The sequence below is a fragment of the Brevibacillus antibioticus genome, assembly GCF_005217615.1.
GTDB classification, from domain to species: Bacteria; Bacillota; Bacilli; order Brevibacillales; family Brevibacillaceae; genus Brevibacillus; species Brevibacillus antibioticus.
This window is the reverse complement of record NZ_SZNK01000001.1, coordinates 336,602-362,640: the sequence shown is the minus strand read 5'-3', so window position 1 is coordinate 362,640 and position 26,039 is coordinate 336,602. Positions and strand designations below refer to the sequence as shown.

At 47.8% G+C, this 26,039-nt stretch carries 27 protein-coding genes; 9 read left to right on the top strand and 18 right to left on the bottom strand.

All coding sequences use genetic code 11. From position 1 onward, the window contains the following. Positions 1–23 precede the first annotated feature (23 nt). The 6 genes from E8L90_RS01685 to E8L90_RS01660 all read right to left on the bottom strand — a co-directional run bounded on the left by E8L90_RS01685 (position 24) and on the right by E8L90_RS01660 (position 6,637). On the bottom strand, positions 24–794 hold the full coding sequence (locus E8L90_RS01685) for a DeoR/GlpR family DNA-binding transcription regulator (protein ID WP_137027723.1): 771 nt from the start codon (positions 792–794) through the stop codon (positions 24–26). Between the two features lie 19 nt (positions 795–813). Then, positions 814–1,278, bottom strand: coding sequence for an SRPBCC family protein (locus E8L90_RS01680; RefSeq protein WP_244297132.1), 465 nt, complete (start codon positions 1,276–1,278; stop codon positions 814–816). Between the two features lie 24 nt (positions 1,279–1,302). After that, positions 1,303–2,142, bottom strand: coding sequence for an NAD(P)/FAD-dependent oxidoreductase (locus tag E8L90_RS01675; RefSeq protein WP_137027721.1), 840 nt, complete (start codon positions 2,140–2,142; stop codon positions 1,303–1,305). Continuing rightward, complete coding sequence (locus E8L90_RS01670; protein WP_137027720.1) at positions 2,139–3,554, bottom strand: NAD(P)/FAD-dependent oxidoreductase; 1,416 nt, start codon at positions 3,552–3,554, stop codon at positions 2,139–2,141. Before E8L90_RS01670 ends, E8L90_RS01675 begins: the two co-directional genes overlap by 4 nt. 161 nt (positions 3,555–3,715) lie before the next feature. Then, positions 3,716–5,758, bottom strand: coding sequence for a methyl-accepting chemotaxis protein (locus E8L90_RS01665; RefSeq protein ID WP_137027719.1), 2,043 nt, complete (start codon positions 5,756–5,758; stop codon positions 3,716–3,718). Positions 5,759–6,049: 291 nt separating this feature from the next. Then, the gene (locus tag E8L90_RS01660; protein WP_137027718.1) at positions 6,050–6,637 is read right to left on the bottom strand and encodes a DedA family protein; all 588 of its coding nucleotides are present in this window, start codon (positions 6,635–6,637) and stop codon (positions 6,050–6,052) included. Positions 6,638–6,979: 342 nt separating this feature from the next. On the opposite strand from E8L90_RS01660, the gene E8L90_RS01655 reads away from it, so the two are divergent. Then, positions 6,980–7,384: a hypothetical protein gene (locus tag E8L90_RS01655; RefSeq protein ID WP_137027717.1), complete on the top strand. Its 405-nt coding sequence runs from the start codon at positions 6,980–6,982 to the stop codon at positions 7,382–7,384. 131 nt (positions 7,385–7,515) lie between these two features. On the opposite strand, the gene E8L90_RS01650 is transcribed toward E8L90_RS01655, so the two are convergent. Together E8L90_RS01650 and E8L90_RS01645 are read right to left on the bottom strand one after the other, a co-directional pair. After that, positions 7,516–7,722, bottom strand: a complete 207-nt coding sequence (locus E8L90_RS01650) for a YqgQ family protein (protein WP_137027716.1) — start codon at positions 7,720–7,722, stop codon at positions 7,516–7,518. Beyond that, positions 7,719–8,117, bottom strand: coding sequence for a hypothetical protein (locus E8L90_RS01645; RefSeq protein ID WP_137027715.1), 399 nt, complete (start codon positions 8,115–8,117; stop codon positions 7,719–7,721). The genes E8L90_RS01650 and E8L90_RS01645 overlap by 4 nt, the downstream gene beginning before the upstream one ends. 22 nt (positions 8,118–8,139) lie before the next feature. Between E8L90_RS01645 and E8L90_RS01640 the strand changes: the two genes are divergently transcribed. Continuing rightward, entirely contained in the window at positions 8,140–9,477 is a 1,338-nt protein-coding gene (locus tag E8L90_RS01640) for an MFS transporter (RefSeq protein ID WP_341870825.1), read from the top strand. Between the two features lie 62 nt (positions 9,478–9,539). On the opposite strand, the gene abc-f is transcribed toward E8L90_RS01640, so the two are convergent. From abc-f to E8L90_RS01620, 4 genes are all read right to left on the bottom strand, one after another. After that, positions 9,540–11,465, bottom strand: coding sequence for a ribosomal protection-like ABC-F family protein (gene abc-f / locus E8L90_RS01635; RefSeq protein ID WP_137027713.1), 1,926 nt, complete (start codon positions 11,463–11,465; stop codon positions 9,540–9,542). Between the two features lie 456 nt (positions 11,466–11,921). Further along, a complete protein-coding gene (locus tag E8L90_RS01630; protein ID WP_137027712.1) occupies positions 11,922–12,719 on the bottom strand; it encodes a stalk domain-containing protein in 798 nt (265 codons plus the stop codon). 99 nt (positions 12,720–12,818) lie between these two features. Beyond that, positions 12,819–13,757, bottom strand: coding sequence for an AEC family transporter (locus E8L90_RS01625; protein ID WP_137027711.1), 939 nt, complete (start codon positions 13,755–13,757; stop codon positions 12,819–12,821). 13 nt (positions 13,758–13,770) lie between these two features. Further along, positions 13,771–14,172, bottom strand: coding sequence for a hypothetical protein (locus E8L90_RS01620; RefSeq protein ID WP_015892556.1), 402 nt, complete (start codon positions 14,170–14,172; stop codon positions 13,771–13,773). An 807-nt stretch (positions 14,173–14,979) separates the two neighbouring features. On the opposite strand from E8L90_RS01620, the gene E8L90_RS01610 reads away from it, so the two are divergent. The 5 genes from E8L90_RS01610 (at position 14,980) to E8L90_RS01590 (ending at position 19,064) form a co-directional block, all read left to right on the top strand. Further along, the gene (locus E8L90_RS01610) at positions 14,980–15,807 is read left to right on the top strand and encodes an amino acid ABC transporter substrate-binding protein (protein ID WP_015892557.1); all 828 of its coding nucleotides are present in this window, start codon (positions 14,980–14,982) and stop codon (positions 15,805–15,807) included. An 80-nt stretch (positions 15,808–15,887) separates the two neighbouring features. Next, positions 15,888–16,721 (top strand): amino acid ABC transporter substrate-binding protein, encoded by an 834-nt coding sequence (locus tag E8L90_RS01605; RefSeq protein ID WP_015892558.1) that lies wholly within the window; start codon positions 15,888–15,890, stop codon positions 16,719–16,721. Continuing rightward, complete coding sequence (locus E8L90_RS01600; protein ID WP_016743060.1) at positions 16,708–17,403, top strand: amino acid ABC transporter permease; 696 nt, start codon at positions 16,708–16,710, stop codon at positions 17,401–17,403. The genes E8L90_RS01605 and E8L90_RS01600 overlap by 14 nt, the downstream gene beginning before the upstream one ends. A gap of 17 nt (positions 17,404–17,420) precedes the next feature. Next, positions 17,421–18,155 carry an amino acid ABC transporter ATP-binding protein gene (locus E8L90_RS01595; protein WP_137027709.1) on the top strand — a complete coding sequence of 245 codons (735 nt, stop codon included), beginning with the start codon at positions 17,421–17,423 and terminating at the stop codon, positions 18,153–18,155. Between the two features lie 534 nt (positions 18,156–18,689). Next, positions 18,690–19,064: a YybH family protein gene (locus E8L90_RS01590; RefSeq protein WP_015892563.1), complete on the top strand. Its 375-nt coding sequence runs from the start codon at positions 18,690–18,692 to the stop codon at positions 19,062–19,064. Between the two features lie 90 nt (positions 19,065–19,154). Here E8L90_RS01590 and E8L90_RS01585 read toward each other — a convergent pair whose 3' ends face one another. Together E8L90_RS01585 and E8L90_RS01580 are read right to left on the bottom strand one after the other, a co-directional pair. Beyond that, on the bottom strand, positions 19,155–19,925 hold the full coding sequence (locus E8L90_RS01585) for an ANT(4')-I family aminoglycoside nucleotidyltransferase (protein ID WP_137027708.1): 771 nt from the start codon (positions 19,923–19,925) through the stop codon (positions 19,155–19,157). Positions 19,926–20,090: 165 nt separating this feature from the next. Further along, positions 20,091–21,014: a LysR family transcriptional regulator gene (locus tag E8L90_RS01580; RefSeq protein WP_137027707.1), complete on the bottom strand. Its 924-nt coding sequence runs from the start codon at positions 21,012–21,014 to the stop codon at positions 20,091–20,093. Between the two features lie 145 nt (positions 21,015–21,159). On the opposite strand from E8L90_RS01580, the gene E8L90_RS01575 reads away from it, so the two are divergent. Beyond that, positions 21,160–21,642: a DinB family protein gene (locus E8L90_RS01575; protein WP_137027706.1), complete on the top strand. Its 483-nt coding sequence runs from the start codon at positions 21,160–21,162 to the stop codon at positions 21,640–21,642. 41 nt (positions 21,643–21,683) lie between these two features. Here the strand turns inward: E8L90_RS01575 and E8L90_RS01570 are convergent, their stop codons facing one another. Further along, complete coding sequence (locus E8L90_RS01570; protein WP_208759411.1) at positions 21,684–22,235, bottom strand: nitroreductase family protein; 552 nt, start codon at positions 22,233–22,235, stop codon at positions 21,684–21,686. 160 nt (positions 22,236–22,395) lie between these two features. Continuing rightward, a complete protein-coding gene (locus E8L90_RS01565) occupies positions 22,396–23,178 on the bottom strand; it encodes a SagB/ThcOx family dehydrogenase (protein WP_015892568.1) in 783 nt (260 codons plus the stop codon). Positions 23,179–23,303: 125 nt separating this feature from the next. On the opposite strand from E8L90_RS01565, the gene E8L90_RS01560 reads away from it, so the two are divergent. Next, positions 23,304–24,185: a LysR family transcriptional regulator gene (locus E8L90_RS01560; protein ID WP_137027704.1), complete on the top strand. Its 882-nt coding sequence runs from the start codon at positions 23,304–23,306 to the stop codon at positions 24,183–24,185. Positions 24,186–24,205: 20 nt separating this feature from the next. Here the strand turns inward: E8L90_RS01560 and E8L90_RS01555 are convergent, their stop codons facing one another. Both E8L90_RS01555 and E8L90_RS01550 read right to left on the bottom strand, forming a co-directional pair. Next, a complete protein-coding gene (locus E8L90_RS01555; protein WP_137027703.1) occupies positions 24,206–24,985 on the bottom strand; it encodes a GNAT family N-acetyltransferase in 780 nt (259 codons plus the stop codon). A gap of 149 nt (positions 24,986–25,134) precedes the next feature. Then, positions 25,135–25,989, bottom strand: a complete 855-nt coding sequence (locus tag E8L90_RS01550) for an alpha/beta fold hydrolase (protein ID WP_244297477.1) — start codon at positions 25,987–25,989, stop codon at positions 25,135–25,137. Between the last annotated feature and the right edge of the window lie 50 nt (positions 25,990–26,039).

Sequence of the window (26,039 nt, the reverse complement as noted above, 5' to 3'; positions counted from 1 at the left end):
GATTGCCTCCCTCACCATTTGCTTTACACGGATGTCTTAGCAACGATGACTTGCAATCCTTCCTGTGCGAGTCGCCCAGCAAGAGATTGAGGTAGTTCCTCATCTGTAATGACTACGTCGATGTCGGATAGCTCTGCCACTCTCATAAAAGCGGTTACATTTATTTTGGAATGATCGATCAGTGCGTAGGTTTCTTTGGCGTTTGTAAGCATCAGCTGCCTGATGTCTGACTCGCCCACATGGTAATCCGTAAAACCAGTTTCTGCTGCCAATCCCCCTACACCAATAAACGCTTTGTCTACAAATAATCCCTCGAGGCTTTTCCTGGCGATCGGACCGGACATGGCCAGATCCCCTGCCCGCAATTCACCCCCACTCATGATCACCTTTGCATCCGGGTGATGAGATAGTTCCAATGCCACCAGCAGCGCATTGGTTATCACCGTGATTCCCTTTTTATAGGAAAGGTGTTTGGCGAATAATTGTGTCGTCGTGCCCAAATCAATATAAATGGCGTCGCCGTCCTCCACCAAGGAGGCGGCTGCGACCGCAATCGCCTCCTTCTCCGCCAAATTTAATCCACTTCGCTTGGCATAAGGAGGCTCCACATTGGTTTTATTCAAGATAGCGCCACCATGTACCTTCTTGAGTAGCCCCTGCTGCTCCATTTCATACAAATCACGCCTGATTGTTTCGCGTGTCACCGTTAATCGGCTGCATAGCTCTGCAATACGAACGGATTGATTTTCTTGTAGCATTTGTAGGATCAGCTGCTGTCTTTCTTCTTGTAGCATGGATGATCACCATCTTCTCTTAATTGTAAATCTGACTAGACTGAAACAGGGTCTGGACGTTCGTCGCAAATTCTTCCGCTTTTTTCTTCACAGTCCCCTTCATTAGTATATCTCCTAATGAAGCCAGTCGTCCTGTCATTTGCAAATCCATCTCGTATTTCACCTGCGTAGTTCCCGGCTGTTCCTCTATTAATCGAAGGTGTAATTGATTACGGAACAATCCTGCCAACGCTATCGGTTGTCCGGTCATCTCCACTTGCAGCGCTTCTCCTTCTACCGCTTCTTTTAATTCCCCCCTGACGCGAAATTGAATTGTCATAAATTGTATTTTCACTTCCATGTTCGCTTCATAACGAGTGGGGCTGCTCATTTTTACTTCTTTGCAGCCTGGTACGCAGCCTGACAGCTTTTCAACATCCATAAAGACGGACCATACATCTGCTTTGCTTGCCTGAATCGTAAACGAGTCGGATAGCTTCATCATAAACTCTCCCTTCTGATGATCACTTTAAAAGAGGTGCTTGGCTGTTTCTTTAGCCAATTCCATCGAATTGGAGTGATCATCGTCGCCTAGGCAGGTGCAGCTCCCCGCTGCATAAATATTTGGCAGATTCGTTTTCCCCGTGGCATCTACGATAATCGCATCGTGATGATCTCGCTCGATTGGCGTTCCTTTCAAGAAAAACGTGCAGGGCACCCGACCTTTTGCAAAAATGAGTGTATCGCACGCCACTTCGTCTATCTCATCCGTCATCCGATGCCGCAGCTGTACTCCTTCTACACGGGACAATCCCTTGATTGAGGTAAGCTCCCAATCTGACTCCGCATATTTGACCAGATTGCTCGTCTCTTTTTCCAGAAATATCGCTGTACTGCGAGAGATTCTGCCATTCTCGATCAACACAATCTTGCGGCCTGGCTGATATCCTCGCTCAATCAGTTGCATCGCCATCATCGGCGTCATAATTCCTGCTGGACGTGTCCCCGGGATTTTGTGCGCCTCACGCGGTTTTTCCAGTGAGCCTGAGGCGATCAGTACCTTTTTTGCCTCAAGAGAATGGGTGCCCATCGGCGATTGGACGTACAACTGGTGCAACTGACCGTTTGCCCCTGGGAAAAAACCGACGACAGTTGATTGCTCGTGAATATCGTAGGGAAGCGAAGCAGCTTTTTCCAGCAGCTCCCGTTCTAGAACGAACTCCTCAGAGCTCCAATACGGTAAGGTGAAGCCGCCTCTCCTCTTCTGATAATCGATCATCAGAACAGAGCTGACTCCTCCTTCCCACGCCCAAAGGGCTGCCGTCAATCCCGAGATTCCTGCTCCAATGATCACCAATTCATACATCATGCCTGCTTCTCTCCTTGTGCTACAGCTAGATAAGAGTCTTTTACTCCTTTTAAAGGCTGCTTCCCGGTCTGCTCAGGATAGGTCTCGGCCATAACATCGATGATTTTGGGAATACAGCAGTTTCCTTGACATTCTCCTAAGGTGGCGCCTGTCCGCCGCTTCACTCCATCAATAGTCTGCGGGGAGAGTGGACCCTTCAAGGAATGGACGATCTCACTCCGGGTAATGGAGCGGCATAGACATATGATTTCTCCTGTATCCTGCTCTTCTGAAAAGAGATCGGGAAGGGCGTGCTGTGCCTGTTCGTTTGCTTGCAGCTCAAGGCCGGCTTTCTGGAGTGTTTCCGCTACCAGCTCTGCTATGCCAGGGGAAGCAGAGAGTCCTGTGGAACGAATCCCGGCGGCATGAATCATACGTGGCTGTACAGCGGATGGACGGATGACAAAATCTCCTTCGCTGCAAACTGCCCTGACGCCGGCAAACTGACGAATCGTGGAAAACTGACGAGAGTCGGGAACCAGTTTCTCGCAGCCTGCCAGCACCGATTCCATCCCAGCCTGTGAGGTGGAACGATCCCATTTGTCCTCTTGATCCTCCGCCGTTGGCCCAAGCAGAAAACCGCCGAACACAACTGGCGAAACCAACACGCCCTTGGAGGTTTTCGTAGGAACAGGCAGGATGATCGAGGAGATGGATACCGCCTCTTCGGTCAGGATAAACTGGCCTTTACGCGGTGAAATCGAGAAGCTCTCATCTCCCACCATCCGGGCAATTTCATCCGACCATAATCCGGCAGCATTCACCACGTAACGGGTCGTGACCGTTTCCCCATTTTCCAGCGTAAGGCGCAAGTCCTCTCCATCCCGTACAGTCTCGATGTGGGAGACACCTTGCCCAAGCATTACCTCCGCACCGTTTCGTACTGCTTTCTCTCCGAAGGCTCTGGTGGCCCAGAATGGATCGCAGATTGCTTCACCTGGTACTGCCAGTCCGCCAGTTACCTTGGTTGTCACAGCGGGATTCATCTCCATAATCTCCTCAACAGACATCCAGTGAACATCTACGTCATTCGCCTTTGCATGGGGAACATAGGTGGTTTCGATAATCTGCTTTTCTTCTTCGTTTGTCGCCACCATTACCGCGCCACATGGAATGAAGGGGATTCTCAGATTCTCAACCAACATCGGCCATAAGCTGCGGGAGCGGCGAAGGCACTCTGCCTCAATCGTGCCTGGCTTTGCATCAAACCCGGTATGAACAATCCCACTGTTCGCCTTGCTTGTCCCTTCACAAACGTCAGGCTGCTTCTCGATTAAAAGCAGTTTCAGTTGATAAAACGAAAGGGCGCGTAAAATAGCTGTACCGACTACTCCACCACCAATCACCACAACGTCATACCTATGGTTTTGCATTCTGTTTCACCAACCTCTGATTTTTATTTGCAAAATGTTGCTTTTGTTTGCCTTATTGTTTGTTCATTATATTCTGACTCTTATTTTTCTGTCAATAAACGAACTGCTACCGTCATTTGACAGCAGCAGTTCATCATTTTGCATTTTTTTGCAATCAGTGATTAGAGTGTGAAACGGTTAATCATTTGCTGTAGTTCCTTCGCCATTTGGTTTAACTGCTCTGCTGATGTAGAAAGCTGGTTCATCGAGATGCGCTGCTCTTCTGTTGACGCAGCCACACTCGATGCACTTGCGGCAGATTCCTTTGCAATCAAGGACAACTGCAAAATGGATGCCGTCACTTGTTCCGTTGCCGCTGACATTTGCTCGGCAACGGAGGAAATCTCCTGAATCTGATCTGCTACATCCTGGGTAGAATCCATGATCCGGCGGAATGCTTCCCCTGTTTCATAGGCGATCTGGATTCCCGTTTCAACCTCGCGTGTTCCCTCATCCATGGCTTGTACCGCAGAGGTCGTTTCCCGTTGGATTTCGGTAATCAGGTTGGCAATTTGGTTGGCCGAGTCGTTGGACTGCTCTGCCAGCTTGCGCACTTCATCCGCTACCACAGCGAAGCCTCTGCCCTGTTCACCTGCACGCGCGGCTTCAATCGCTGCATTGAGTGCCAACAGGTTCGTCTGGGATGCGATGCTTGCGATTACTTCCACGATCTGTGAGATTTCTGCTGAGCGGCTATCTAGCGAACGAACTACATCGGCAGAATGGCTTACGGATCGGTTAATCGAATCCATCTGTCCTGACACCTTTTCTACGGATTGGTTGCCCGCCACCGCTTCGTTTGCCATATGTTTCGATGATTCGGCCATCGTGGAGGAGGCTTCGGCAATCCGCTGAATACCGATCGCCATCTCTTCCATAGCCCGCGCACTTTCTTCGGCACTATGCTGTTGATTCTCCGTCCCAGTTGCTACCTCTTGGAACGACGAGGCAACCTGACCAAAGGCAAGTCGTGCTTCATGAGCCTTCTTTGCGGAGGTATCCGAGACTGTTCCTACTTGACCGGTATAGCCGCTAATATTTTTCATCATTCCGTGCAGATCCTCAATGAATGCATTCACTGCTGTCGCTACATCGCCAATTTCATCCTTGCGCCGGATTGGGATCGTCTGGGTTAAATCCTTTTTTTCCACCAAATTGACGATGCCTGCTTTCAGTTGCAGCAATGGACGTGCTACCTGTCGATTGATGAACCAGTACAAGAACACGAGGAAAATACTAATGGAGACACCAAAAATAATCAGGCTGACGTAAAGATAGTGGGTAATCGGCCCCTTAATCTCTGCTGCGGGCATGACAGTAGCTAGCGTCATGCCAGTTTCCCCGATTGGAGCAAAGGTGACGTATTGCTTTTGACCACCTATGATAGCCTGAGTCATCCCAGTTGCTGTTGCTTCGGTAATACTTTGAGCAATGTCCGTAAGCCCCTCCTCAGACTCGTCGGTCATTTTCACTTGCAAGTTCTTTTGTGCATCGCGATGGGAAACGTAAATGCCCGACTTGGAAACGATAAAACCGTAACCTGTTTCGCCAACCTTCAGATTTTCGATGCTTTTGTTAAGCTCCGTAAGCCCAATATCCAATGTTGTCGTACCACTGATCTTTCCTCCCACTTTAATGGGCGCAATCGCTGTAACCATAGGAACTTTGGAAATTGGGTCAGCATACGGCTCAGTCCACACGTATCGTTTATCAACCATCCCCGCCTTGTACCAATCCTGCGCGAGATAATCATAGCTGCCATCGCTGTAAGCCGGATCGAGCTCTACTTTGTCGTTATTGCGGATGGCGTACCTGCCGTACAGCTTTTGCGTACTGTCGAAGCTGTATGGCTCCATCCAAAATCCACCGCCCACAATCAAAGGCTCAGACGCTACGACATCGACCAGCGTCCCTTCGATTTGCTTGATTGTTTCCTTGGAGCCATGAGAGACAGAGTAAGTAAGTGTTTCTGAGAGCTTGCCTGTCTTGTCCAGCAACCCATTCAGATAAGCCGCCTCTTTGGCTACCTGCATTTGCAGCTTTGCTTCTACCTCATTCGAGATAATTTGTTCAAACTGGAGAAAACCAAACACTAGCTGAAGAATAAAAATACCGATGGTGATGGCAGCCAAAATGGTTACCAGCACATTTTTTATGCTCCTCATGCAAAAGCCTCCACTCACACAAATTTTTAAAAATGGAAATACATGACACGACGACATTTGGTAATCTACCCCATTATTACCAAATGTAAACTTCTTCTTTACAAACTTTTAGTCATATCAGAACATAACGGCAATAAATCCACATAACAAAACGGTCATGACCGTTTTGTTGACCACAAGCGGTCGCATCCACTTTTATGAAAAACGTCGAAACGTTTTTCACAGAAAAAGGCACCTGCTATCCGAAAAGCTCGTGGATAGTAGACGCCGCACTCTAGGAATTCGTATCGATTATGAAACAGGTGGTTGCTTATTCGTTTGAGGTTCTTTCATTCCACCAAATCGCTGCAACTGGCGAATCATGAGGAATGAAAACCCTGCGAAACAAACAATCGTCAACGTAATTTTGCTATATTGATAAACACCCGCAACCATTATTTCCAATTGATCGGAGAACCAGTAGCCTGCCACAAAATAATGAAAGGTCCAGACGATACTGCTCGGCAAAAAGTAGAGGAGGAACTGCCGAAACGGCATTCGGCTGGCACCGGCGAGGATAGGCACGATATGACGAATAATCGGAAGAAAGATACCAAATGCAAGCACCCAGCCCATTGATCCGCGCCATGCCGACAGGAAATCAGCACGCAAGCCCAGATTCCGGGTCATCCAGCCAAATGCCATCGCTCCCAGAAAGTACCCCGCGCAAGAAACAATGAAAAAAACAGGGTATATGACTGCAAATGCTGTAAAAAAGTCCGCTCCTGTATTGGCAATCTGCGCCCCTACGGTCATGACCGTAATCTCATCAGGAATGAATTTTCCCAGCATGCCTGTAACCATCTCCCAGAATAGCTCGTAATACCCTGTAAACTCCACCTGTGCCACCTCCTTTCTCTCTGCCCTCTATCCTACAGGGTAAACCTTTCAAAAGAAGACAGAAAACCTTAAGAAATGGATAAGGATTTCTGAAGAAATTCTTACGAAGCGCAAAAAAGCTCATTTCCTCTTTACGTTCAAAGTGGAATGTGCCTTTTTAGGTTTATACCGACACTAGAGATTTAACTTTTGACTGTACTTTCCAAAATCCGCTGTGATTAAATAGAAAAAGAGACACTCTTGCTTCATAATCGGCCATTTCTTGTCTCGCGGTTGTTGGAATGAGCCATTTCTTAAGCAAATTGTTCGAAAGATTGCTTATCAAGAAGAGGAGAATATTGATTGAAAGTAAAATGTATCCATACCTTAGGGAAAGATGTTACAAATTACTATGGAGATAGAATTTTTTATAGTGAACAAACCCAATTTTCTGTAGAAATCGGCGATGAACTTACTGTATATGGGATGTTTCAATGTGAAAATTCATTACGCTTCTTACTCCACAACAAAAGATCTAACAAACCAAACTGGTATCCATCCGAATTGTTTATTATCACAGACCATACCCTTCCACCAAATTGGTACTTCGGAGATCGAAAAAATCATAGATTACCTGCCATCTGGGGATATGAAGAGATGGTACTTGATGAAAACCACTACGAAGATTTAATCGAACGTGAACCACATGCGAAAGAAGTCTATTTTAAGAGAAAAGCAGAAATTGATGAGTTCTTCGAGTCTCGTTAACAGAATTGATGAGTATCTCTTGAAAACGCCTAGTTCTAAGTACTAGGCGTTTTACAAATCAAACAATGCTCACAAAAAACGTGTTTACCATCTTCCGCATACACACGGCTTGGCAAACACGCTCTTACTCTCTATTCTCTTCCCTCACCCTTACGCTTGCTACGCAAGGCTGACATGGCTTCAATGAACTCTTCCTTGTCAATGACATTCAGCTCATATAGCTCCCGAATTTCATCTTCTATCAACAGCAAATCCCCTTCAGGATCACCTGTATAAATAACCAATCCGAAACGGTGCAGAAACGACTTCAAATCGAATTCATTCGGGTTTATTTTCAATGAGCTCCCTCCAGATCGATTTCCATCCTTGCGAGGACGGCATCGTAATCAAACTCGACAGCAAAGCCGGTAATGACGATGATCTTCGCGTGTGGATACGCTTCTTGCCACGCCTCCTCCTCTTCCGGTTTCAATCCGACGATGTACAAAGGGTCCGTGGATAGCTGTGGGTGTTCTTGACATAAGCGTAAAAACTCCTTGCATCGATCCTGTTCGACAGCCGCATTCAGAACGAGAACAGCTCGCTCAACTTCTCCGGACTCTCTTTGTTTAGCCAGCAACTCAAACGTTTTGACCGAAGGCACAATGGCATTGATCTCAGGAAAACGATCGAGCACTTCATCCAGCCAATCATCTTCATGCCAGGCTAGGTAGTAAAGCATCGCAGTAGACATGTAACAAACACCTCATGGATATATACTTGACAATATAGGTAGCCATTCTCATTTCTTTTCTATTATAGCACGTCTCGTTATGACTGCCCACTTTGCTGGCTTGACTTCGCCTTTTCCTTCACGTAAGGTGGAAAAAGCAAACAATCCGCTTGAACAGATTTTTGTGCGAAAAGAGGTAGACGTAGTGAATAAGAAGCACCTTGCCCTCTTGTTCTTTATTGCTTTTTTCATCATGCTCGGTTTTGGCATCATTATCCCCATTCTTCCCTTTTTCGCGGAAAAATTGGGTGCGACTTCGTTTCAAATCGGCATGCTTTTTGCCAGCTATAATATTATGCAGCTAGTGTTTGCACCGATTTGGGGAGCACTTTCGGACAGAATCGGGCGAAAGCCACTCCTATCATTTGGGCTGTTCGGCTTTTCCATCACCTTTATCCTGTTTGGACTCGCTGACAGTTATACAGAAATGCTCCTGTATCGCATTTTGGGTGGAATCGTCTCGGCTGCCGCATTGCCAACCGTAACCGCTATGGTGGCGGATCTCTTCCCTTCAGAAGAACGAGCAAAAGGGATGGGGGTCATTGGTGCCGGGATTGGACTTAGCTTTGTCTTCGGTCCCGTAATCGGCGGACTGCTCAGTGAATTCGGCTTTGGTGTTCCTTTCTACGCTTCGGGTATCGTGGCGTTTCTTACGTTTTTCCTGATCCTGTTTGCCTTGCCAGAGAGCTTGCCGAAAGAAAAACGGGCGAATCTGCAAAAAGAACAGCGGCAAAATCCGCTTGTCTCTTTGTTCGGTTCCATATCCTTGCTGTACGGTATTTTGTTCACCGTCTCCTTTGCTTTTTCCGGACTGGAAACGACCTTTGCTCTGTACATAAGTGATTTGTACGGTTTTACCTCCAAAGACCTCGGCTACATGTTTCTCGTCATGGGCTTGATCGCTGCCGCTGTACAAGGCGGGCTGATCGGAAGAATGGTCAAGCAGTTAGGGGAAGCAAGTGTCCTCGTTATCGGGATGATTCTTTACGGCATTGGATTTTTCGCCATTCCGCTGTCAGGTAACTTTTGGGTGCTGGCGCTGATCCTCTCCTTATTCGGAGCGGGACAAGGAATGATCAGAGCGACAGCCACAGCGATGATCACCCAACGAACGACGCAAGGCCAAGGCGTGACGAGTGGGACAATCAGCTCGATGGACAGCCTCGGACGGATCTTGGGTCCATTAGCTGGTGGAGCGGTTTACCAAGTCTCGCACAGCGGTCCGTTCTTCCTCGGAGGCGTCTTGATGGTATTGCTCCTCCTCTGGTTCGTCGGCAGCTATCGTCGCCTGCCGGAACCAAGCACACAAGCGCAATCGTGAGTCAGAAAATGAAGCACCGCCAGCATTCAACACTTTGCTGGCGGTGCTATTTTTATTACAGCTTATTGTTCCTGTAGCTCCATCCAAGCCGTAAAGGTTCCGTCTATCTCCTGCTGCACCTGATCGATCGCTTGTTGCCAAGCCACTAGCTGCTCGTAATCTGCCCCTTCACTCTGGAGCAAGACCGTCAGTTCACCTTTTCTTCCTTCTAGTGATGCTATTTTTTGTTCAAGCTCTGCCAGCTTGTATGGATTCGGACGTTTAGCTGTCGTATTCGTCATGGCAGTCTCTTGGACTTGCTTGACTGCTGGCTGCTTTCGCTCTATTTCTTCTGGCTTATTGGCGCGTGCAGCGATCCTCTGTCTTTGTTTTTCCCTTGCTTCTTCATAGGAACCCACATCGTGAACCAGCCGCTTATTTTCTACCCAAAACACACCATCTGCCATCTTTTGCAGGAAATAACGATCATGCGAGATGATAAATAACGACCCGCGAAAATCCGCCAACGCTTCCTCCAATGTTTCTCGCGCTTCAATATCCAGATGGTTGGTCGGTTCGTCTAAAATGAGCAGGTTGATTTCCTGATGCATCATTTGCGCCAGTCGCAGTCGCATCCTCTCTCCGCCGCTCAACTGCCCGATCCGCTTGAAAACTTGTTCACCGTAAAACATAAACCGCGCCAGTAAATGTCGTGCTTCCGGCTCCGTCACTCTGGCGACCTCACGGAAAACGTCAATCAGCCGCTGGTTTTGATCCCCTTCCAAAGCTTGCTGTGACAAGTAACCTACCTTTACACTACTGCCAATTTTGAGCGTACCTGCGTCTGGCTCAACTTCTCCCAGCATCATGCGGATTAAGGTAGATTTGCCGCAGCCATTTGGTCCGAGCAGTGCTTTTCGCTCCCCGAAGCGCAATAAAAAGCTAGCGTCCGCAAACAACTGCTTTCCGCCAAATGTTTTCTGTACACCCGTCGCTTTCAGCACATCCTGCCCGCTTCGGTCGGTTTTCATAAACTGCAAGCCCATGCGATCTGCTTCCATTTTCGGTCGCTCGATACGCTCGATCCGCGCCAGTGCTTTTTCCATGCTTTTTGCCCTTCGGTGAAACGCCTCGTTCGGTGGATTGGAGCGATTGCCCCACTCCTTGAGCCGTTTGATTGTCTCTTTCATTTTCTTGATTTGTTTCTGCTGTTCCTGATAAGCGGCAAACTGGCGCAACAAGCGCTCCTCACGCTCCGTAGCGAACGCACTGTAATTGCCGATATAAAATTCAGCTTCCCCTCCGTCCACATGATAGACAGACGTGACGACCGCATCCAAAAAATAACGGTCATGGGAGATGATCAGGATCGTGCCTTGATAATTTTTCAAAAACTCCTCTAGCCACTCCATCGACTCCACATCCAAATGGTTGGTCGGCTCATCCAAGAGCAGAACATCGCTTTGTTGGCAGAGTAGCTTTGCAAGGCCAGCCTTCGTCTTTTCCCCACCACTGAGCTGGGCAAAAGGTGTCGCTAACAGCTCCGAACTCACTCCCAAGCCCTGTGTCACCTGGGCCATTTTCGTCTCCCACTGATAGCCATCCCGTTGTTCAAATTCATCTTGCAGCTTTTGATAGCGCAGCATGAGGCGGTTTAGCTCTTGTTCATTTTCGTAAAGCAAACCCATCTGTTGCTCGAGCTCGCGCATCTGCTCCTGCAGCTTGATGACATCCGCAAAAGCACTGGCTACAACATCCGCCCCCGTCCACTCCGCCGGATACTTCGGCGTTTGCGGCAGGTACGCCCATATCGTTCCTTTTGCCCGAAAAAGCTCACCAGAATCTGGGCTTTCGATACCTGCCAACAGCTTGAACAACGTGGTTTTGCCTGCTCCATTCGGTCCGACGATTCCGACGCGTTCTCCTGCCTTTATTTCCAATGTGATATCTTGTAAAACCGGATCGGCTCCGTACGATTTCTGCAACTGCTGTGTCGCGACAATAATCATGATAGTTTCCTCCTAGAAATGTTGGTAACGGTTCAAAATAATGGATTTCCTGGTGGCCCCGGCACAATTTTGAGACCACACCGCACGTACGAGTGGACGCAAAAAAGCCGCAGGCCATTACCTGCGGCATCGTGAAAGGGACCGACCTTACGTCAGTTACCCATTATAGACAAGAACAAACCGCCCCTGATCGATGCATGGTACGCCTATGGAAACTCCGTTCAGTTGTATGCGCAAAAAAGGACAGACTGGTCCCGTTGAATGTAAAATCATGCGTCATACTGGAAGTTTCTACCACAAACCATGCTTGAAGAGTTCCGGACACGTACACACACCTCCATTTCTCAAGGGATAGGAAATCACAACCATATCTTACATCAGGAGTTACACAAAAACAAGAGGGCCTGCTACGTGCTCCTCGTTAGCAGGCCCTCTGCGTCGTTTGTTCGATTTTTTTTATCGGCTTCCGTTGCCCTCTGTGGGAAACAGCGGCTTCTTCGTCTCTGCATCTAGAAAGGAAATCGTCGTGTAAGGTGGCAGCTTCACTTTTGCCGCCAAATACGGATAGGAAATCACTTGCGGATACATTTTGCCTGGATCAGGCTGCGTTTGTTTGACATACACAAAAAGCTGCTCCAAGCTCTGCTCGACTTTGGTTACCTGCAGTCCGTAGCCAGGATTCGGTGAGGACCCGCGTGCGATGACATAAAGATCTCCCTGCTTGTGAATGCCTTGCTGTTCTTTTACCGATTCAATAAATGTACGTTCCTGTTCTGTCAGCTTATCGGCATCGACAAGCGTAAAGGCACTCTCTTCCCCAGCCATCACAATTTCCACCGCCTTTTTCTCGGCATTCCACGTGATTTGATGTCCGGCCTGCTCTGCCATCCATCTCAACGGCACATACACTTGCTTGTCACGCACGATTGCGCCCTGCCCATCTAACAGCCACTTGCCATTCAACGCTACTTTTCCTGTAACGAGTTGGAACGTCAGCGTCCCTTTTGCCAGCTTCATTTCTCCATTCGTTGCATCCTGTTTCCAAGTGCCTCCTAAAATCCGACTCGCATCCTCGGCAGTTACATAGGTACGCTGCTGGACGAGAATCGGTGCTTTTGCCAAGGAAGATTGCTCTCCGTTTACCAGTATCGCATTTGTCGTTGTTTGTGGTGTGCTAGTCACTGCCGCCTGCACAGGATAAGCCGCCAACACTTGCAGTGTCAGGGCAACAGCCAAAATCGATTTGCCTTTCATTGTTGTTCCTCCATCCCTCATCATCATTTTCGTCATTCTTTACTTGTTAGACATAGGTTACCTCTGTTTCGTTTCACTATGACTGAGATTGGCGAGAGATTAGTGCAAAAGCCAATTTCCCATGACCAGAACAACCGGGATGGACAAGAGCGCCAGCAAGGTGGAACAAACCGTCGTCATGGCCCCCATCTCCTCATCCGCCGCATAACGCCCGAACAAAATCGAGGCCAATGTCAGGGTGGGCATTGCTACTTGCACAAGGGAAACGCTGACGATATCACTGTCGATTGAAAAAACGGACAAAAGAAACGCCGTCATCAGCGGAAAAACAACTAATTTAAACGTGAGTGGCATGCTCAAAAGCTTCAAGGATACTTGTGGTTTGTTGCGCAAAAACATAGGCAAAAGCATACCAATATACATCATGGCTAACGGAGAGGCGAGCTTGGACAGCGTTCCAAACAGCTGCTTCACAGGCTCAGGAGGCACAAACCCAATAATGGCAGAACCGAGTCCAAATACAATCGCGATCATCGGGATGTTGATGAGTGTCTTGAGCCCTTTCAAGGAAAAGCTTCCTTTTCCCTGGAGCATCATCACCCCTACTGTCCATAGCACAACATCCACACCTGCGTCAAAAATCGCTGCCAAGAGTGCCCCTTTTGGCCCGAACAATGCTGCACAAAGCGGTAAACCGATGAAGCCTGTATTCCCCAAGCCAGACAAGAGCGCGATCTCCCGGCGTTTTTTCACAGGAAGCGGAAGAGCACGCGCACCTAACCAGCCGATGAAAATACCCAAGCAGTTCAGGATAATAGAAATGAAGAATATTACAAAAATTTGGTATAGAATTTGTTGATCAATGGTTGTCTGAAAGATCCCGTCTAAAATAATGCACGGCATGGCCACGTTAATAATAATCGTGATGACGAGTTGGCGGGAGTCCGCAGTCAAGGGTTGTCGGTAGCCGATTAAGCTACCGATCCCAATGATGACGGCCATGATGAGGATGGACTGCTGCAACGTTTGTAGTTCCATGCTGCCCTCCTGCCTACATTTCTACCGGAAGCCATTCGAGTTTTGCCGGCTCCCCTTTTTCACATGTTCGGAGCAAATCCCCGCACAAGGGAACAACCTGCTCAAGCGGAACACACCAGGAAAGGGGGAAGGCAACCTCACTACCCTCAATGACGAGTGTGGACATCACCGCCGATTGCTTGTCTGCCGCAAGGACAAAGTGCTGTTCAGAAGGCTCGTGTTCTTTCCATTGCACCAATACTTTGCCGTTGTTCCCGCCTGCTACGACCAAATCAACATGGTCTCCGTACGCTGCGTGAACCAACGTTCGGGTTACTCCATCCAATTGAGCGATTTCCTTCAGTACTTCATGCCAAGCTACATGCTTTTGCTCGATTCCACTTCCATCTGTATACATACGCCAGTCGTTTAACATGTTGATTGACTCCTTTTGTCGGTGCGCTCTCCTATGAAGAACAAGCACGTCATTGCTTGTAGGCCTTTCAATTCGTACTAATTGTACGCTTCTTGACGGGGAACCTCAACCACTACTTCTGCGCCAAGTTTTCGTCTCATGCACATAGCTACTGCGTGAATGGAGAAACTTAAAAGGGATAAAAAGTGTAAACGTTCTGTAGTGGTGTCGAGGAAACAGGAGAAAACGCTCAGCTTCTTGTCCCACCCGCTGTGGGTTTGACTGCCCGACTCCATGCAAAAAGCGAAACCGCGTCCAAAGTCGTCCTTTCAGGATGTGTTTCAGAGGTGGACGCTTAAGAGCGTGTTTCGCTTTTTGCATTGCGTCTCGGTCGGTGTACCAAAGATCTTCGCTGTTTTCTCCTGTTTCCTCTACGAGCTTTCCCTGTTTAAACGGGCTTTTAGAGATTTAAAAGAATGAAGAGATGCCCTCAGTTACGACAGAGAAGAATATTTCCAGACGTAGCGACTTGGGGAGTCCTACCGAGCGGAGAAGGGATTCGCGGGCAAAAGAAACGCAACCGTGCCCACGCGACGTAGCGGCTACCACTTTTGCGTTTCCCCGCGAATCCCTTCGGAGCGGACAGTCTTTACCCCCAGCAGGACGGAGCCTGGAGCCTAGACTGGAAATATTCTTCTCTTCACCGCAGCTGCATAAATCTCAATTCAAAGTAATCGAATAGGATTTAACAATTTAAAGATTGACAAAGGCATGAACGACCACTACTATGAATCCATGAAATCCGATTAACATAAAGGGGATTACAACATGAAAAAAGTCATTCTTTCTACCTTACTCTCTTGTCTGCTACTGGGAATGGTTGGCTGCAGCACTTCCGGTTCTCCTTCTCAGCCGAATAATACGACTCCGCCTGCTGATCAAGCAGCTTCGCAAAATCTGCTGGAAAAAGTGAAAGCCGAGAAGAAACTCGTCATTGGTACGGAAGGTACATACTCTCCGTTTACGTTCCATAATCAGTCGGGCACATTGACTGGCTATGATGTGGAAGTAATCACGGAGGTTGCCAAGCGACTCGGTGTAGAGCCTGTGTTCCAGGAAACCCAGTGGGATGCCATGTTTGCGGGACTCGACTCCAAACGCTTTGACGTCATTGCCAATCAGGTAGGAATCCGTCCTGATCGTCAGGAAAAGTACGATTTCTCCAAGTCATATACGATTTCCCGTGCGGTTTTGGTCACGCACAAGGACAATAACACCGTCAAAGACTTCAAGGATATTAAAGGCTTAAAAGCCGGACAATCCATGACCAGCAATTACGCTGACCTCGCACGCTCCCATGAGGCAGAAATCGTCGGTGTAGACAACTTTAATCAGGCGATTGACCTGATCGCGCAAAAACGCGTGGACGTAGTGATCAACGATAATTTGTCGGTGCTTGATTTCCTGAAACAAAAGCCGGATACGCCAATCAAAGTCGTGGCGAAAAATACAGAAGGCCAACCAACCGCTTTCATGTTCCGCAAAGGTAGCACGGAATTGATTGATGCGGTTAACAAGGTGCTCGATGAGATGCAGCAGGACGGCACCCTTTCCAAAATTTCCGTCAAATGGTTCGGCGAAGATATCACGAAGTAATTCTTAGCCGTTGACAAAATTGTCTGTCCCTTTTAGTATGTTCCTATTCAAATTCACATCGGTTTAGTGGGGGTTACTTTATGAAAAAACTATTATTTTCCCTTCTCGCTTCCACTCTGTTAGTCGCATTGGCAGGTTGCGGGTCGTCTTCAACAGGACAATCACCGCAAAATAGTGCCGCTCCTGCCCCAACAGAAGAGAAAAAAGAACAAAACTTGTTGGAAAAAGTAAAAGCTGACGGTAAAATGCTGATCGGAACCGAGGGCACATACGCGCCGTTTACGTTCCACGATCAGTCTGGCAAGCTGACAGGCTATGATGTGGAGGTCGTGACAGAGGTAGCAAAGCGCATCGGCGTCGAACCTGTGTTTCAAGAAACACAATGGGATGCCATGTTCGCTGGACTTGACTCCAAGCGCTTTGATGTCGTAGCGAATCAGGTAGGCATTCGCCCTGATCGTCAGGAAAAATACGATTTCTCCAATCCATATACCGTTTCCACAGCAGTCCTTGTCACCCATAAAGACAACACAACCGTAAAAGGCTTTGCGGACATTAAAGGTCTGAAGGCAGCGCAAACATTGACGAGCAACCTCACAGATATCGCGAAGAAAAACGGAGCGGAAATCGTCGGTGTGGAAGGCTTTAACCAAGCGATTGACCTGCTTGTTTCCAAGCGTGTAGACGTTACGATCAACGATGGGATTTCCCTGTTGGACTTCATGAAGCAAAAGCCTGATGTTCCGATCAAAATTATCGCAAAAGATCCGAACGTAGCGAAAAACGGCTTCCTCTTCCGCAAGGGCAGCACAGAGCTGGTTGATGCATTCAACAAAGCACTGGATGACATGACGAAAGATGGTACCCTCGCAAAAATATCAGAGAAATGGTTTGGTGCAGATGTCTCTAAGTAGCTTCTTTGAAAACCCAGAACGCCTGAACCGATGGATCGATATCGCGCAAAGCTCCTTTCTTCCTCTGTTGAAAGGAGCCTTGCTCTATTCTTTAACAATCGCCATCGCTGCCTTTTTCATTGGTCTGATCCTTGCCGTTCTCACTGCGCTGGCACGACTATCCGGCATTAAGCCGCTGATTGGCATCGCCCGCTTTTATGTATCGATCATTCGCGGTACCCCTTTATTGGTCCAATTGTTCATCATTTTTTATGGCTTGCCGAGCGTCGGCTTGATGATCGATCCGATACCGTCGGCAATCATCGGCTTCTCTCTCAGCGTCGGTGCCTACTCTTCCGAGGTAGTACGTGCCGCGATCTTGTCGATTCAAAAAGGACAATGGGAAGCAGCCTACTCCCTGGGAATGACCTACTGGCAAGCACTGCGCAGGGTCGTGCTCCCTCAGGCAGCTCGCGTCTCCATTCCTCCTTTGTCCAACTCGTTTATTAGTTTGGTCAAGGATACTTCGCTGGCTTCGGTCGTTCTCGTACCGGAGATGTTTCGCAAAGCCCAAGAAGTCGTCGCTGCGACATATGAGCCGTTGCTCGTCTATGCGGAAGCGGCCCTTATCTACTGGGTGATTTGCTTCGTACTCTCCATTATCCAGGATCGCATCGAAAGCAAGCTGGACCGTTATGTCTAAAAAGCAGGTGAAAACGAATGATTACGATCACGGATGTGCATAAACAATTCAACACCTTACATGTGCTCAAAGGCATTTCCCTCTCGGTGGAAAAAGGAAAGGTAGTCGTTATCATCGGTCCTTCTGGCTCCGGGAAAACAACCTTACTTCGCTGCCTGAATGCACTTGAGGTTCCGACCAGCGGCAGCGTCCAGATTGGGGACGTCAAGCTGGACTTTTCCAAAAAAGTAGAGAGAACAACTATTCCGAAGCTGCGGAAGCAAACCGGGATGGTGTTTCAAAACTACAATCTGTTCCCGCACATGACAGCCCTTGAAAATGTGATGGAGGGGCCCGTCACTGTCAAAAAAGAAGATAAAGAGAAAGCACGTGCGAAAGCCGCTGCTCTCCTGACAAAGGTTGGTCTTGGCGACAAGCTGGACCATTTTCCCGCACAGTTATCTGGCGGACAGCAGCAGCGCGTTGGGATTGCTCGGGCACTGGCGATGGACCCGCAAGTCATGCTATTTGACGAGCCTACTTCCGCTCTCGACCCGGAGCTCGTTGGCGAAGTGTTGAAGGTGATGAAGGAGCTTGCCCAGGAAGGAATGACAATGATCGTCGTCACGCACGAGATGGGGTTCGCCCGTGAAGTTGCCGATGAGGTGATTTTCATGGACCAAGGCGTCATCGTGGAGCGAGATACACCTTCCCATTTGTTCGCAAAACCGCGTGAGGAACGCACACGTCAGTTTTTGCAGCATTTGAAGTAGTACCGGAAAAAAGACTCTGTCTCTCGTATAAGAGCACAGAGTCTTTTCTTTGCAATCGTACCTTAATCATCAAAAAAGCAAATCACTAGAAAAATAATAATGAGAATCCAAATGAACCCGCCACCAAAAAAGCCGAAACCATCGCGATTGCAACCCATGATCTTCTCTCCTCCTCTCATTGAGATCAGATGGAAGCACCGATCTGCTGGCAAGGATCAGTACTGCATTCAGCTTATGACAGTTGCATCTCCCCTGTATGGATGCCTGTCTATTCCAGCGATCAAATAGAAAAAAAACGGGTGCTTGCCCCTCGGCATTTATACAAACCCTAAAAATTAACAAATGCTTCATGTTCTCTCTACTCTTCCTTAACATCAGACAACTATCATGAATGTGTCAGACCCTACGATGGACATTACGTCCTCCATTTCCGCCCGAATAGCCCCCTTCTACATCGGGCGGGCTTTTTTTCTTTGCCGCAAACCTATAAAATATGGATAAATAGACCATTTATAGCGGAGAGAGGGATCATTTGTGGAAGGATATAAACAGGCGTTCGCGCAATATATGGACGCTACTAATACACATGACTTTGCCAATGTAGAGAAAGTGCTTCATCCGAATGCTATTTACTGGTTTTCCGACAAGACTTGTACATCGATGAGTGAGATCCGCGCTTACTTTGAAAATGCATGGCATCTGATCAAGGATGAAGTCTATGCGGCTACGGATGTCCAGTGGATTGCTGTCGATCAAAGATCCGCTAGCTGTGTATATACGTATGAATATCAAGGCTATTATAACGGGGAATTCGTCAAGGGAAGTGGCAGAGCCACGAATATTTTTACGAAAACGGAGACAGATGAATGGAAGCTCATTCATGAGCATTTGAGCGGCAAAGTTGAGTAAGCAAAAAAAGAAAAGCCTCGCTAGGAAGCAAGGCTTTCTTGGAAGGTTGAGACCCCTACGTACAAAGGGTCTCATTTGTTTTTTTATCCATTAAAAAGGAATTCGCTCTGAATGAATCACATAGTGATGTTGTGCAGCCCACTCTTGGAGACCATCCCAGAATGCTTCGCAAGCAGTAACGATTTTTACTGGATCAGTCAGATCTCCCGCCATTACCAATCTGGCTACCTGATCGTATCCAGCCGGGCGATGCGGCAATTCCAGCGCTTCTGGCAAAACCTTGGCCCCTGTCGAGTACAGCTTTCGGTTATGCAGCCCGATCAACATCGCACCGTATTGGGCAAATTGCATGGCTAAATAGGGCAGATAGGTATGTGGACCGTCTAGATTTACGTTTCGCAACTTGCCAATAAACTCGTACATTTCCCCTACGAGAATACCGTTGATATTCTCTGTGAACTCTTCCTGCGCCGGTGATTCCGCTGCTTTTTTGAGCGTTTCAAAAAAGCCCTTCGGATCGTACAGACTCAGCGGAGAAAAGAATGGGCCATGTGTCAGCGGCCAATCATCCTCAACAGTAGCGGCAGTGTTTAGCAAAACATCTGCACTGCACACATTCACTTCCGCCTTCCAAGGTCCCGCTGACCATTCGTAGCTAAATTCTATTTCTTCCCCTGTTTCTTCTAGTACACAAAACATCTCGATATCCGAATAAGGGCCGTCTGTCCCACGAGAAATGGAACCATACACCCCAATGGCCAGAATCTTTTCTTTGTACACGGCATGCAATCTCGCAGCAATTTCTTGGCAGGTTTGAAATCGTTCACTTCGAGAAATTTTTACAGGTCCATTCATGTTCATTTACGTACATCTCCCTTGATATTTTTTGAGGTGAGCTGACACAAATACATGAATGGAGGACCTCGGGATTAACGGGGGACTTTTTTTGGATGCATGTGAACTTCCTCCCATCGACCAGATCGTACTGTTCGTTATGATATGTATTTTACCAAGGAAAGGAAAATCTTACGAGTGATTATTATTGATGGCGGAAGCCTGGGCGTTGTCGATGGCCGATTGAATATACGCTTGTAGCGTATCGATGAAGGTACGAGCGGCGAACCCCATATATTTGTCCTTGCGATAAACCAGACAGATGTCTTGGCTCGGTGTCGGATGCAAGAGATTGATGATCGCAATCTCGTCGTCGTTTACATTTTGCAGCAATAAGCTAGGCAGGATACAGCCCCCGATCCCCTTTTTTACAAGACTCAATTGAGACTGGAGTGTAGTTGTTTCGATATGAGGCTGCAAACGAAAGCCTTCCTGTATGCAATAGCGATTGATGAGCTGTCTTGCTTGATGATCCGGCGGAAACATCACCATTTTTACCTCTTGAAGCTCCCCAAACTTGATTGCCTTTTCCTTGGCGAGTGGATGTGTGCGATGAACGGCAAGCGCGAACTCTTCATGAAATAGCGGAATAACAGTGATTCTCTCATCCGGCTCAGGTAACACCGTCACGCCCAAATCAATCTCGCCGGATGTGATTTGCTCCACGATTCTTGTAGATTCTATGACGGATAAGGATGTTTTCGGATACAAGCGGTGGAATTCTACAAGAAGAGCATCAAACAACAAGTCGGCATCGCCAGGCAGGACACCGATCGTGAGCGTGCCCCCTTCGTTGTTTTTCATGGCTGCAATTGCTTCACGTGCGTAGTCGATATGGGAAAAAATATGCCGACTCTGCTCCAGCAATACCTTTCCTGCTTCTGTCAGCGTGATTCGCTTGCCCAAGCGGTCAAACAGCGGGACACCCAGCTCATTCTCTAAAAACTTGATTTGCTGGCTGAGGTTGGACTGAGAGGTACACAGCTTTTCTGAGGCCCGGGAAAAATGCATTTCCTCACATATTGCCATAAAATACTCCAATTGCCTGAGTTCCATTGCTTCACCCCTTGCGCCCATGATCATTTTTACTAATCATTCTCATCGGAAAAGCATGATTGTTGCGTTTTCCCCTACGACGTACACTTTAGATGACGGTAAGAGCGCTGTCAATCATAGGAAAATAATAGGGAGGTTTTGTCTCATGTCTCAAAGCATGATCACTTCTGCCACATCCGTTCGTCAAATTGGTCTGCAGCAGATTCCCATGATTCCTGAGGAGCTATTGGATGTTCAATCTCCCGCTTTTTCAAATACACTTCGCTGGAATATCGGGCATATCGTCTTTTGTTTTCAGCATTTCCTGTCCATCGGCTTGCCTTACCAATCTGACCTGCCCGCTTCTTACTCTACTCTTTTTCAGACGGGAACGAAGCCTTCTGACTGGACGACTGCACCTCCCTCGAAAGATGAACTCATTCACTACTTGTCCGTACAACTAGATCTGCTGGCCTCCGTTACCCCTGAGCAGCTAGAAGCAGCTTTGCCTGCCCCCATTACAATGGGTCCCTTCCAATTTACGACGGTAGGAGAAGTCTTTAACTTTGCCCTCATGCACGAGTCCATCCATCTAGGAATCATTTCCAGTATGGTAAAAGTCGTAGCACAGGAAGCAGCAGCAAAGTAGTTACAAAAAAACGAGACCCTCGAATGGTCTCGTTTTTTCGTTTATTCGAACCGAGTGAACTTTTCTTCGGCAGGTGTGCGTGTGCGAGCTGCTGGTACATTTTCCTGATCGAAAAAACCGAGGTGCAGGAAACCAACGATTTTCTCTCCTGGCGAAACACCCACAATAGCGTGTGCCTTCGGGTCCCAGTTGTGCGCGTTTGTTTTCCACACAACGCCTAGTCCACGCTCCCATGCAAGCAACTGGAAGTTTTGAATGAGAGCAGCCGTCGCACTGAAATCTTCTTCCCATAGTTTTTGGCGCGGATCTTCTTTCATGATAACGACCAAATAAGCTGCTGGCTGGTTGTACATGTCTCTGCGCGCCTGATGGGCTTCTGGCGGATAGCAGGTGATCAACTTCTCGACAAACGCTTCTTTTTTCTCTGAAGATACAAACATAAATCTCCATGGCTCACGAATACAATGGTTCGGCGCGTATACGGCGTCATTCAACAGCTCCAGAACAAGTTCTTCGGGCACAGTATCTGGTTTATAGTCTTTTTTAATAGAGCGGCGCTCTCGAATGATTTTGGCAATGGACACAACGGTCACCCTCTTCTCTTAGACTTCCATACTTTGATAATGGTTATCACTCTTATTTAGAACATATGTTATCGTGTACACTCAGCAAAATCAAGTAAGAAGTAAACGAAACTGCACACCATCAAAATGAAAAAAGGATGCGGCTTTTATGCGCATCCTTTTTACCTGCTTATTCCGGTCGTCGGTCCGTCAGCCAATGTCCGCCTGCGATTTTGCCCACTGATGCCATCAAAACAGACAGATGGGACGTGCCATCAATGCCTAAATATTCGTTCATGTCATGATCCATCCAGTGACCAATCGTCGTTACCCCAAGCCCCAATCCGTTTGCTACCAAATGCAGATTTTGCGATACGTGCCCGGAATCCCACCAAATATAGCGGTACGCACGTTCTTTGTATTTATCTTTCGTGCGATCCACCATCGCTGTCCAAACGAAATTGACAGCAGCCCGTCTCGTCACCTCTTGTTCTTCCGTGAACAGATAGGCAATCTCGGACGTGTCTTCTTTCTTCAGTCCCTCCAAGCACCAGTTCTGTACATCCAGGTGATACAGGCCCTTCTCGAGTCCCTCCACGTTGTTGATCATCAGGTACGTCTCAATCGGATACAGAGCTCCGGCAGATGGCGTCGTGCGTAATTGATAGTCTCCCATATCATCTGTGATACCCTGTGTCCCCCACAGCAAGAGATTCAATTCGTTAAGCGTCATGGGCTGCTTCAAGAAATTACGCTTGGATCTTCGATTAGCGAGGACCTCCCACAAATCGACGGATGCTGGAAACTGCGGCTTGCCCAATTCTATGCGTGCAAACACCTCTTCAAAGCGCAAATACGTCGCTGGTCTTTTGGAAAAATCATAACGAGAGGCCCAGCCTTTTTCTAGCTCGCCTACCCGGTAAGAGGTCGCCTCGATAAATTCATTTGCAATTCGCTGCCATTCGGGATGCATCTATGTTCCTCCTCGTATGTGCTTGGTGGTGATGTCTTTTACTATACGAAGCTCTTTTCCATTAGTAAAACAATGATTTATAATGTTTTTCATAAGATAAAACTAATGAAAAGGAACGAGGAGACATGACGCTTACCCAACTGCAAGTGTTTGTCGCCGCAGCAAAAGCTGGTAGCTTCACGCGGGCAGCAGAAGAAATCGGCTTTACGCAATCCGCCGTCTCGCAGATGATTCAGTCCCTGGAAAAAGAGCTAGGCGTCAGCCTTTTTCAGCGCAGTCGCAGCGGGATCACTCCGACGAGCATCGGAGAACGAATGCTTTCGCACGCTCGTGACATCTTGAACATCACATCCTGCATGACGGAGGAAGCAAACGTGGCCCGCGGGATTTCGTCCGGCACCTTGCGTATTGCCTCGATCCCCAGCGTCGCCTCCCGCTTTTTGCCTGGACTTTTGGGCAGCTTTCGCAAGCGGTTTCCGGCTGTGGACATCCTGCTTTTGGAAGGCGACAGTGATGAAATTAGCAACTGGCTGCACAGCTCGGTTGTCGACATTGCTTTTACCGTTATGCCTGATAAGGAAATGCAAACGTTGCCGCTCTTACAAGACGAAATGATGGTCATTTTGCCAGATACCCATCCGTTGAAGGACAGTCAGACCCTTCGTTTTTCCGAAATTGCGGAACGCTGTTTCATCATGCCAAAGGATGGCTGCATCCGAAAAATGCTGCAAGAGAATCACATCAACCCAACGGTTACGTTTGAAGTGCGTGAGGTGTATACGATTTTGACCATGGTGCAGGAGTATATCGGCGTCACCATCATGCCTGAGCTGTACATGCCACCTGTCATCCCCAAAGTCGTTGCGATCCCTCTGTCACCCGCGATTACAAGGGAAGTGGTGCTCGCGGTGCGCAACTGGCAGTCGATCTCCCCACTGACCGCAGAGTTCGCCGTTCACAGTCAGCAATATGTAAAAGGCATAGACTTCACGCCAACGAGCAAGTAGTGACACGAACAAGCCCTCGCCTATTGGGATTGGCGGGGCTTTTGGTGTGCGAGAAGCTCTGTTAGCCATTTTTCAAATTTGTTGGCACTCATGATTTCATGGGTAATAAATTCACCATGATAAAACAAGCCAAAGGTCGTCCATACGACAGGCGCGTTCTGTGCTGCTTCCCTCGTTGTCAGCCTGTACGCATGAAAGGGGACATTTTTTGCTTCCGCTACTTTTCTCAGCTCTTCCAAAACACCAACAGCAAATGGACACTGTGCCGTGTAATAAATGGTGATGCCTGTTTCCTTTGAAGGAGTGGTTCCTGTTTTATGAAAGGATGGCATAGCAGCTTGTTCATTCCATTTCCATGCCACTAATTGAAAATACGGTTCTGCTTGGTCTGCCAGCTCAAACCCCATATGCTCAAAAAAACGCCTCTCGCTCAAATACGGGTACTTGTTCTTCCCTACGATATGAACGATCCCGTCCATGCCACGTTTGATGGCATCTTCCTTGCAATGATGCAACAATTGTTTCGCATACCCGTTCCCTTTATATCTGCCAGACACCCACAAGCAGTTGATATACATATAATTGGGCGCTTTAATAGGCACCCATGCCATTTCCGCAGGCAAGTATTCAATAAACACTTTTGCCCGCTCATCCAAGCGATAAAAAACCAAGCCTTCATCCATTCGCTCTGCCAGCCACTTCTTCTTCTCGGCTACTGAATGTTCGTATTGTTTTGCACCTAATGCACAGCATATGTGCTCTGTTTCTATATTCTTTTTCGTTATTTCTAAATACCCCATTTTCTAACCGCCTCCACCTCTCTCAGTATTTCGATGCCAGATTCAAAATAGCCGAGTGGTTGCAGATATTTTACCACTTATTTCCTGCCAGTGAAAAGAAAGAAGAAGCAGTGAATAGTTGCTTATTCGTCCCTGACGCCAGTGCTCAGTTATCCAGAAGGACTGTCAAGCACCAAGCCTTTTAGAAACGTCAGTATTTCCATGCTTGTCGCGATTGGCGCATCGATCGGCATCAAGTGCTTGGAGTTTGGAATGACTACCGTTTTGCTTTGCGGATGCCTGGTAACCTTTTGGATGAGAGAGAGCTTCACATCGAGCTTTGGCTCAGTCTCCGCCGGGAAAAACAGAACTGGGCATCTTATTTGTGCGTAGGCATCTTCATAGTGCAGATCACAGACTGTCTCCATAATTTGAAGGTTAATCGCGGTCGGTATCTGATACGTAATCAGTCCATCAGCCAGAGGGTAGATCGTCACATGCTCAAACCATTTTTCGTAATACGGGTCCCACGGATACCAATGCTGCCTTCCGTATGGAGCGAACTCTTCTCGATGCTGAAACGCTGGCACTGCACGCTTGCGATACTGCTCCAAAATTTCAGCTTTTGATCCTTCACGCTCTCCATTTGGACCTAATAAATCAATCATGCCTGAATCCAAATTAATCAGTGAATGCACGCGGTCAGGGTACCTCGCTGCAAAAAAGGTGGCGAAATCTCCGCCGAGAGAATTGCCTATCAGATGCGCCCTATCTACCCCAGCATGATCGAGAACTGCCCGTATATCCTCACATTGTGTACCGATATCGTAGCCAGTAGCCGCATGCTCTGATTGTCCATGCCCACGCAGATCCATACAAATGATGTGGAAATCCTCTGAAAAATAAGGTAACATGTCGTTCCAGATGGACGAGGTCCCTCCTTGGGGGTGCACGAACAGAATCGTTTCACCATTTCGTGCCCCTTCCAACACATGTAACCTAGTCCCCTGCTGATAAACCATCATTGATTTCACTTTGACTCATCCTTTCATTCGTTTTAGCTAAAGCGAGGAAT

Excerpts from the sequence above, each read along its gene's own strand:
- E8L90_RS01670 (WP_137027720.1), bottom strand. The coding sequence starts at position 3,554 with ATGCAAAACCATAGGTATGACGTTGTGGTGATTGGTGGTGGAGTAGTC.
- E8L90_RS01585 (WP_137027708.1), bottom strand. The coding sequence starts at position 19,925 with ATGAACATGAATGGACCTGTAAAAATTTCTCGAAGTGAACGATTTCAA.
- E8L90_RS01565 (WP_015892568.1), bottom strand. The coding sequence starts at position 23,178 with ATGCATCCCGAATGGCAGCGAATTGCAAATGAATTTATCGAGGCGACC.
- E8L90_RS01610 (WP_015892557.1), top strand. The coding sequence starts at position 14,980 with ATGAAAAAAGTCATTCTTTCTACCTTACTCTCTTGTCTGCTACTGGGA.
- E8L90_RS01550 (WP_244297477.1), bottom strand. The coding sequence starts at position 25,989 with ATGATGGTTTATCAGCAGGGGACTAGGTTACATGTGTTGGAAGGGGCA.
- E8L90_RS01630 (WP_137027712.1), bottom strand. The coding sequence starts at position 12,719 with ATGAAAGGCAAATCGATTTTGGCTGTTGCCCTGACACTGCAAGTGTTG.
- E8L90_RS01605 (WP_015892558.1), top strand. The coding sequence starts at position 15,888 with ATGAAAAAACTATTATTTTCCCTTCTCGCTTCCACTCTGTTAGTCGCA.
- E8L90_RS01685 (WP_137027723.1), bottom strand. The coding sequence starts at position 794 with ATGCTACAAGAAGAAAGACAGCAGCTGATCCTACAAATGCTACAAGAA.
- E8L90_RS01675 (WP_137027721.1), bottom strand. The coding sequence starts at position 2,142 with ATGATGTATGAATTGGTGATCATTGGAGCAGGAATCTCGGGATTGACG.
- E8L90_RS01645 (WP_137027715.1), bottom strand. The coding sequence starts at position 8,117 with ATGTCTACTGCGATGCTTTACTACCTAGCCTGGCATGAAGATGATTGG.
- E8L90_RS01665 (WP_137027719.1), bottom strand. The coding sequence starts at position 5,758 with ATGAGGAGCATAAAAAATGTGCTGGTAACCATTTTGGCTGCCATCACC.
- E8L90_RS01625 (WP_137027711.1), bottom strand. The coding sequence starts at position 13,757 with ATGGAACTACAAACGTTGCAGCAGTCCATCCTCATCATGGCCGTCATC.
- abc-f (WP_137027713.1), bottom strand. The coding sequence starts at position 11,465 with ATGATTATTGTCGCGACACAGCAGTTGCAGAAATCGTACGGAGCCGAT.
- E8L90_RS01595 (WP_137027709.1), top strand. The coding sequence starts at position 17,421 with ATGATTACGATCACGGATGTGCATAAACAATTCAACACCTTACATGTG.
- E8L90_RS01620 (WP_015892556.1), bottom strand. The coding sequence starts at position 14,172 with ATGTTAAACGACTGGCGTATGTATACAGATGGAAGTGGAATCGAGCAA.
- E8L90_RS01555 (WP_137027703.1), bottom strand. The coding sequence starts at position 24,985 with ATGGGGTATTTAGAAATAACGAAAAAGAATATAGAAACAGAGCACATA.
- E8L90_RS01575 (WP_137027706.1), top strand. The coding sequence starts at position 21,160 with ATGTCTCAAAGCATGATCACTTCTGCCACATCCGTTCGTCAAATTGGT.
- E8L90_RS01580 (WP_137027707.1), bottom strand. The coding sequence starts at position 21,014 with ATGGAACTCAGGCAATTGGAGTATTTTATGGCAATATGTGAGGAAATG.
- E8L90_RS01600 (WP_016743060.1), top strand. The coding sequence starts at position 16,708 with ATGTCTCTAAGTAGCTTCTTTGAAAACCCAGAACGCCTGAACCGATGG.
- E8L90_RS01680 (WP_244297132.1), bottom strand. The coding sequence starts at position 1,278 with ATGATGAAGCTATCCGACTCGTTTACGATTCAGGCAAGCAAAGCAGAT.
- E8L90_RS01560 (WP_137027704.1), top strand. The coding sequence starts at position 23,304 with ATGACGCTTACCCAACTGCAAGTGTTTGTCGCCGCAGCAAAAGCTGGT.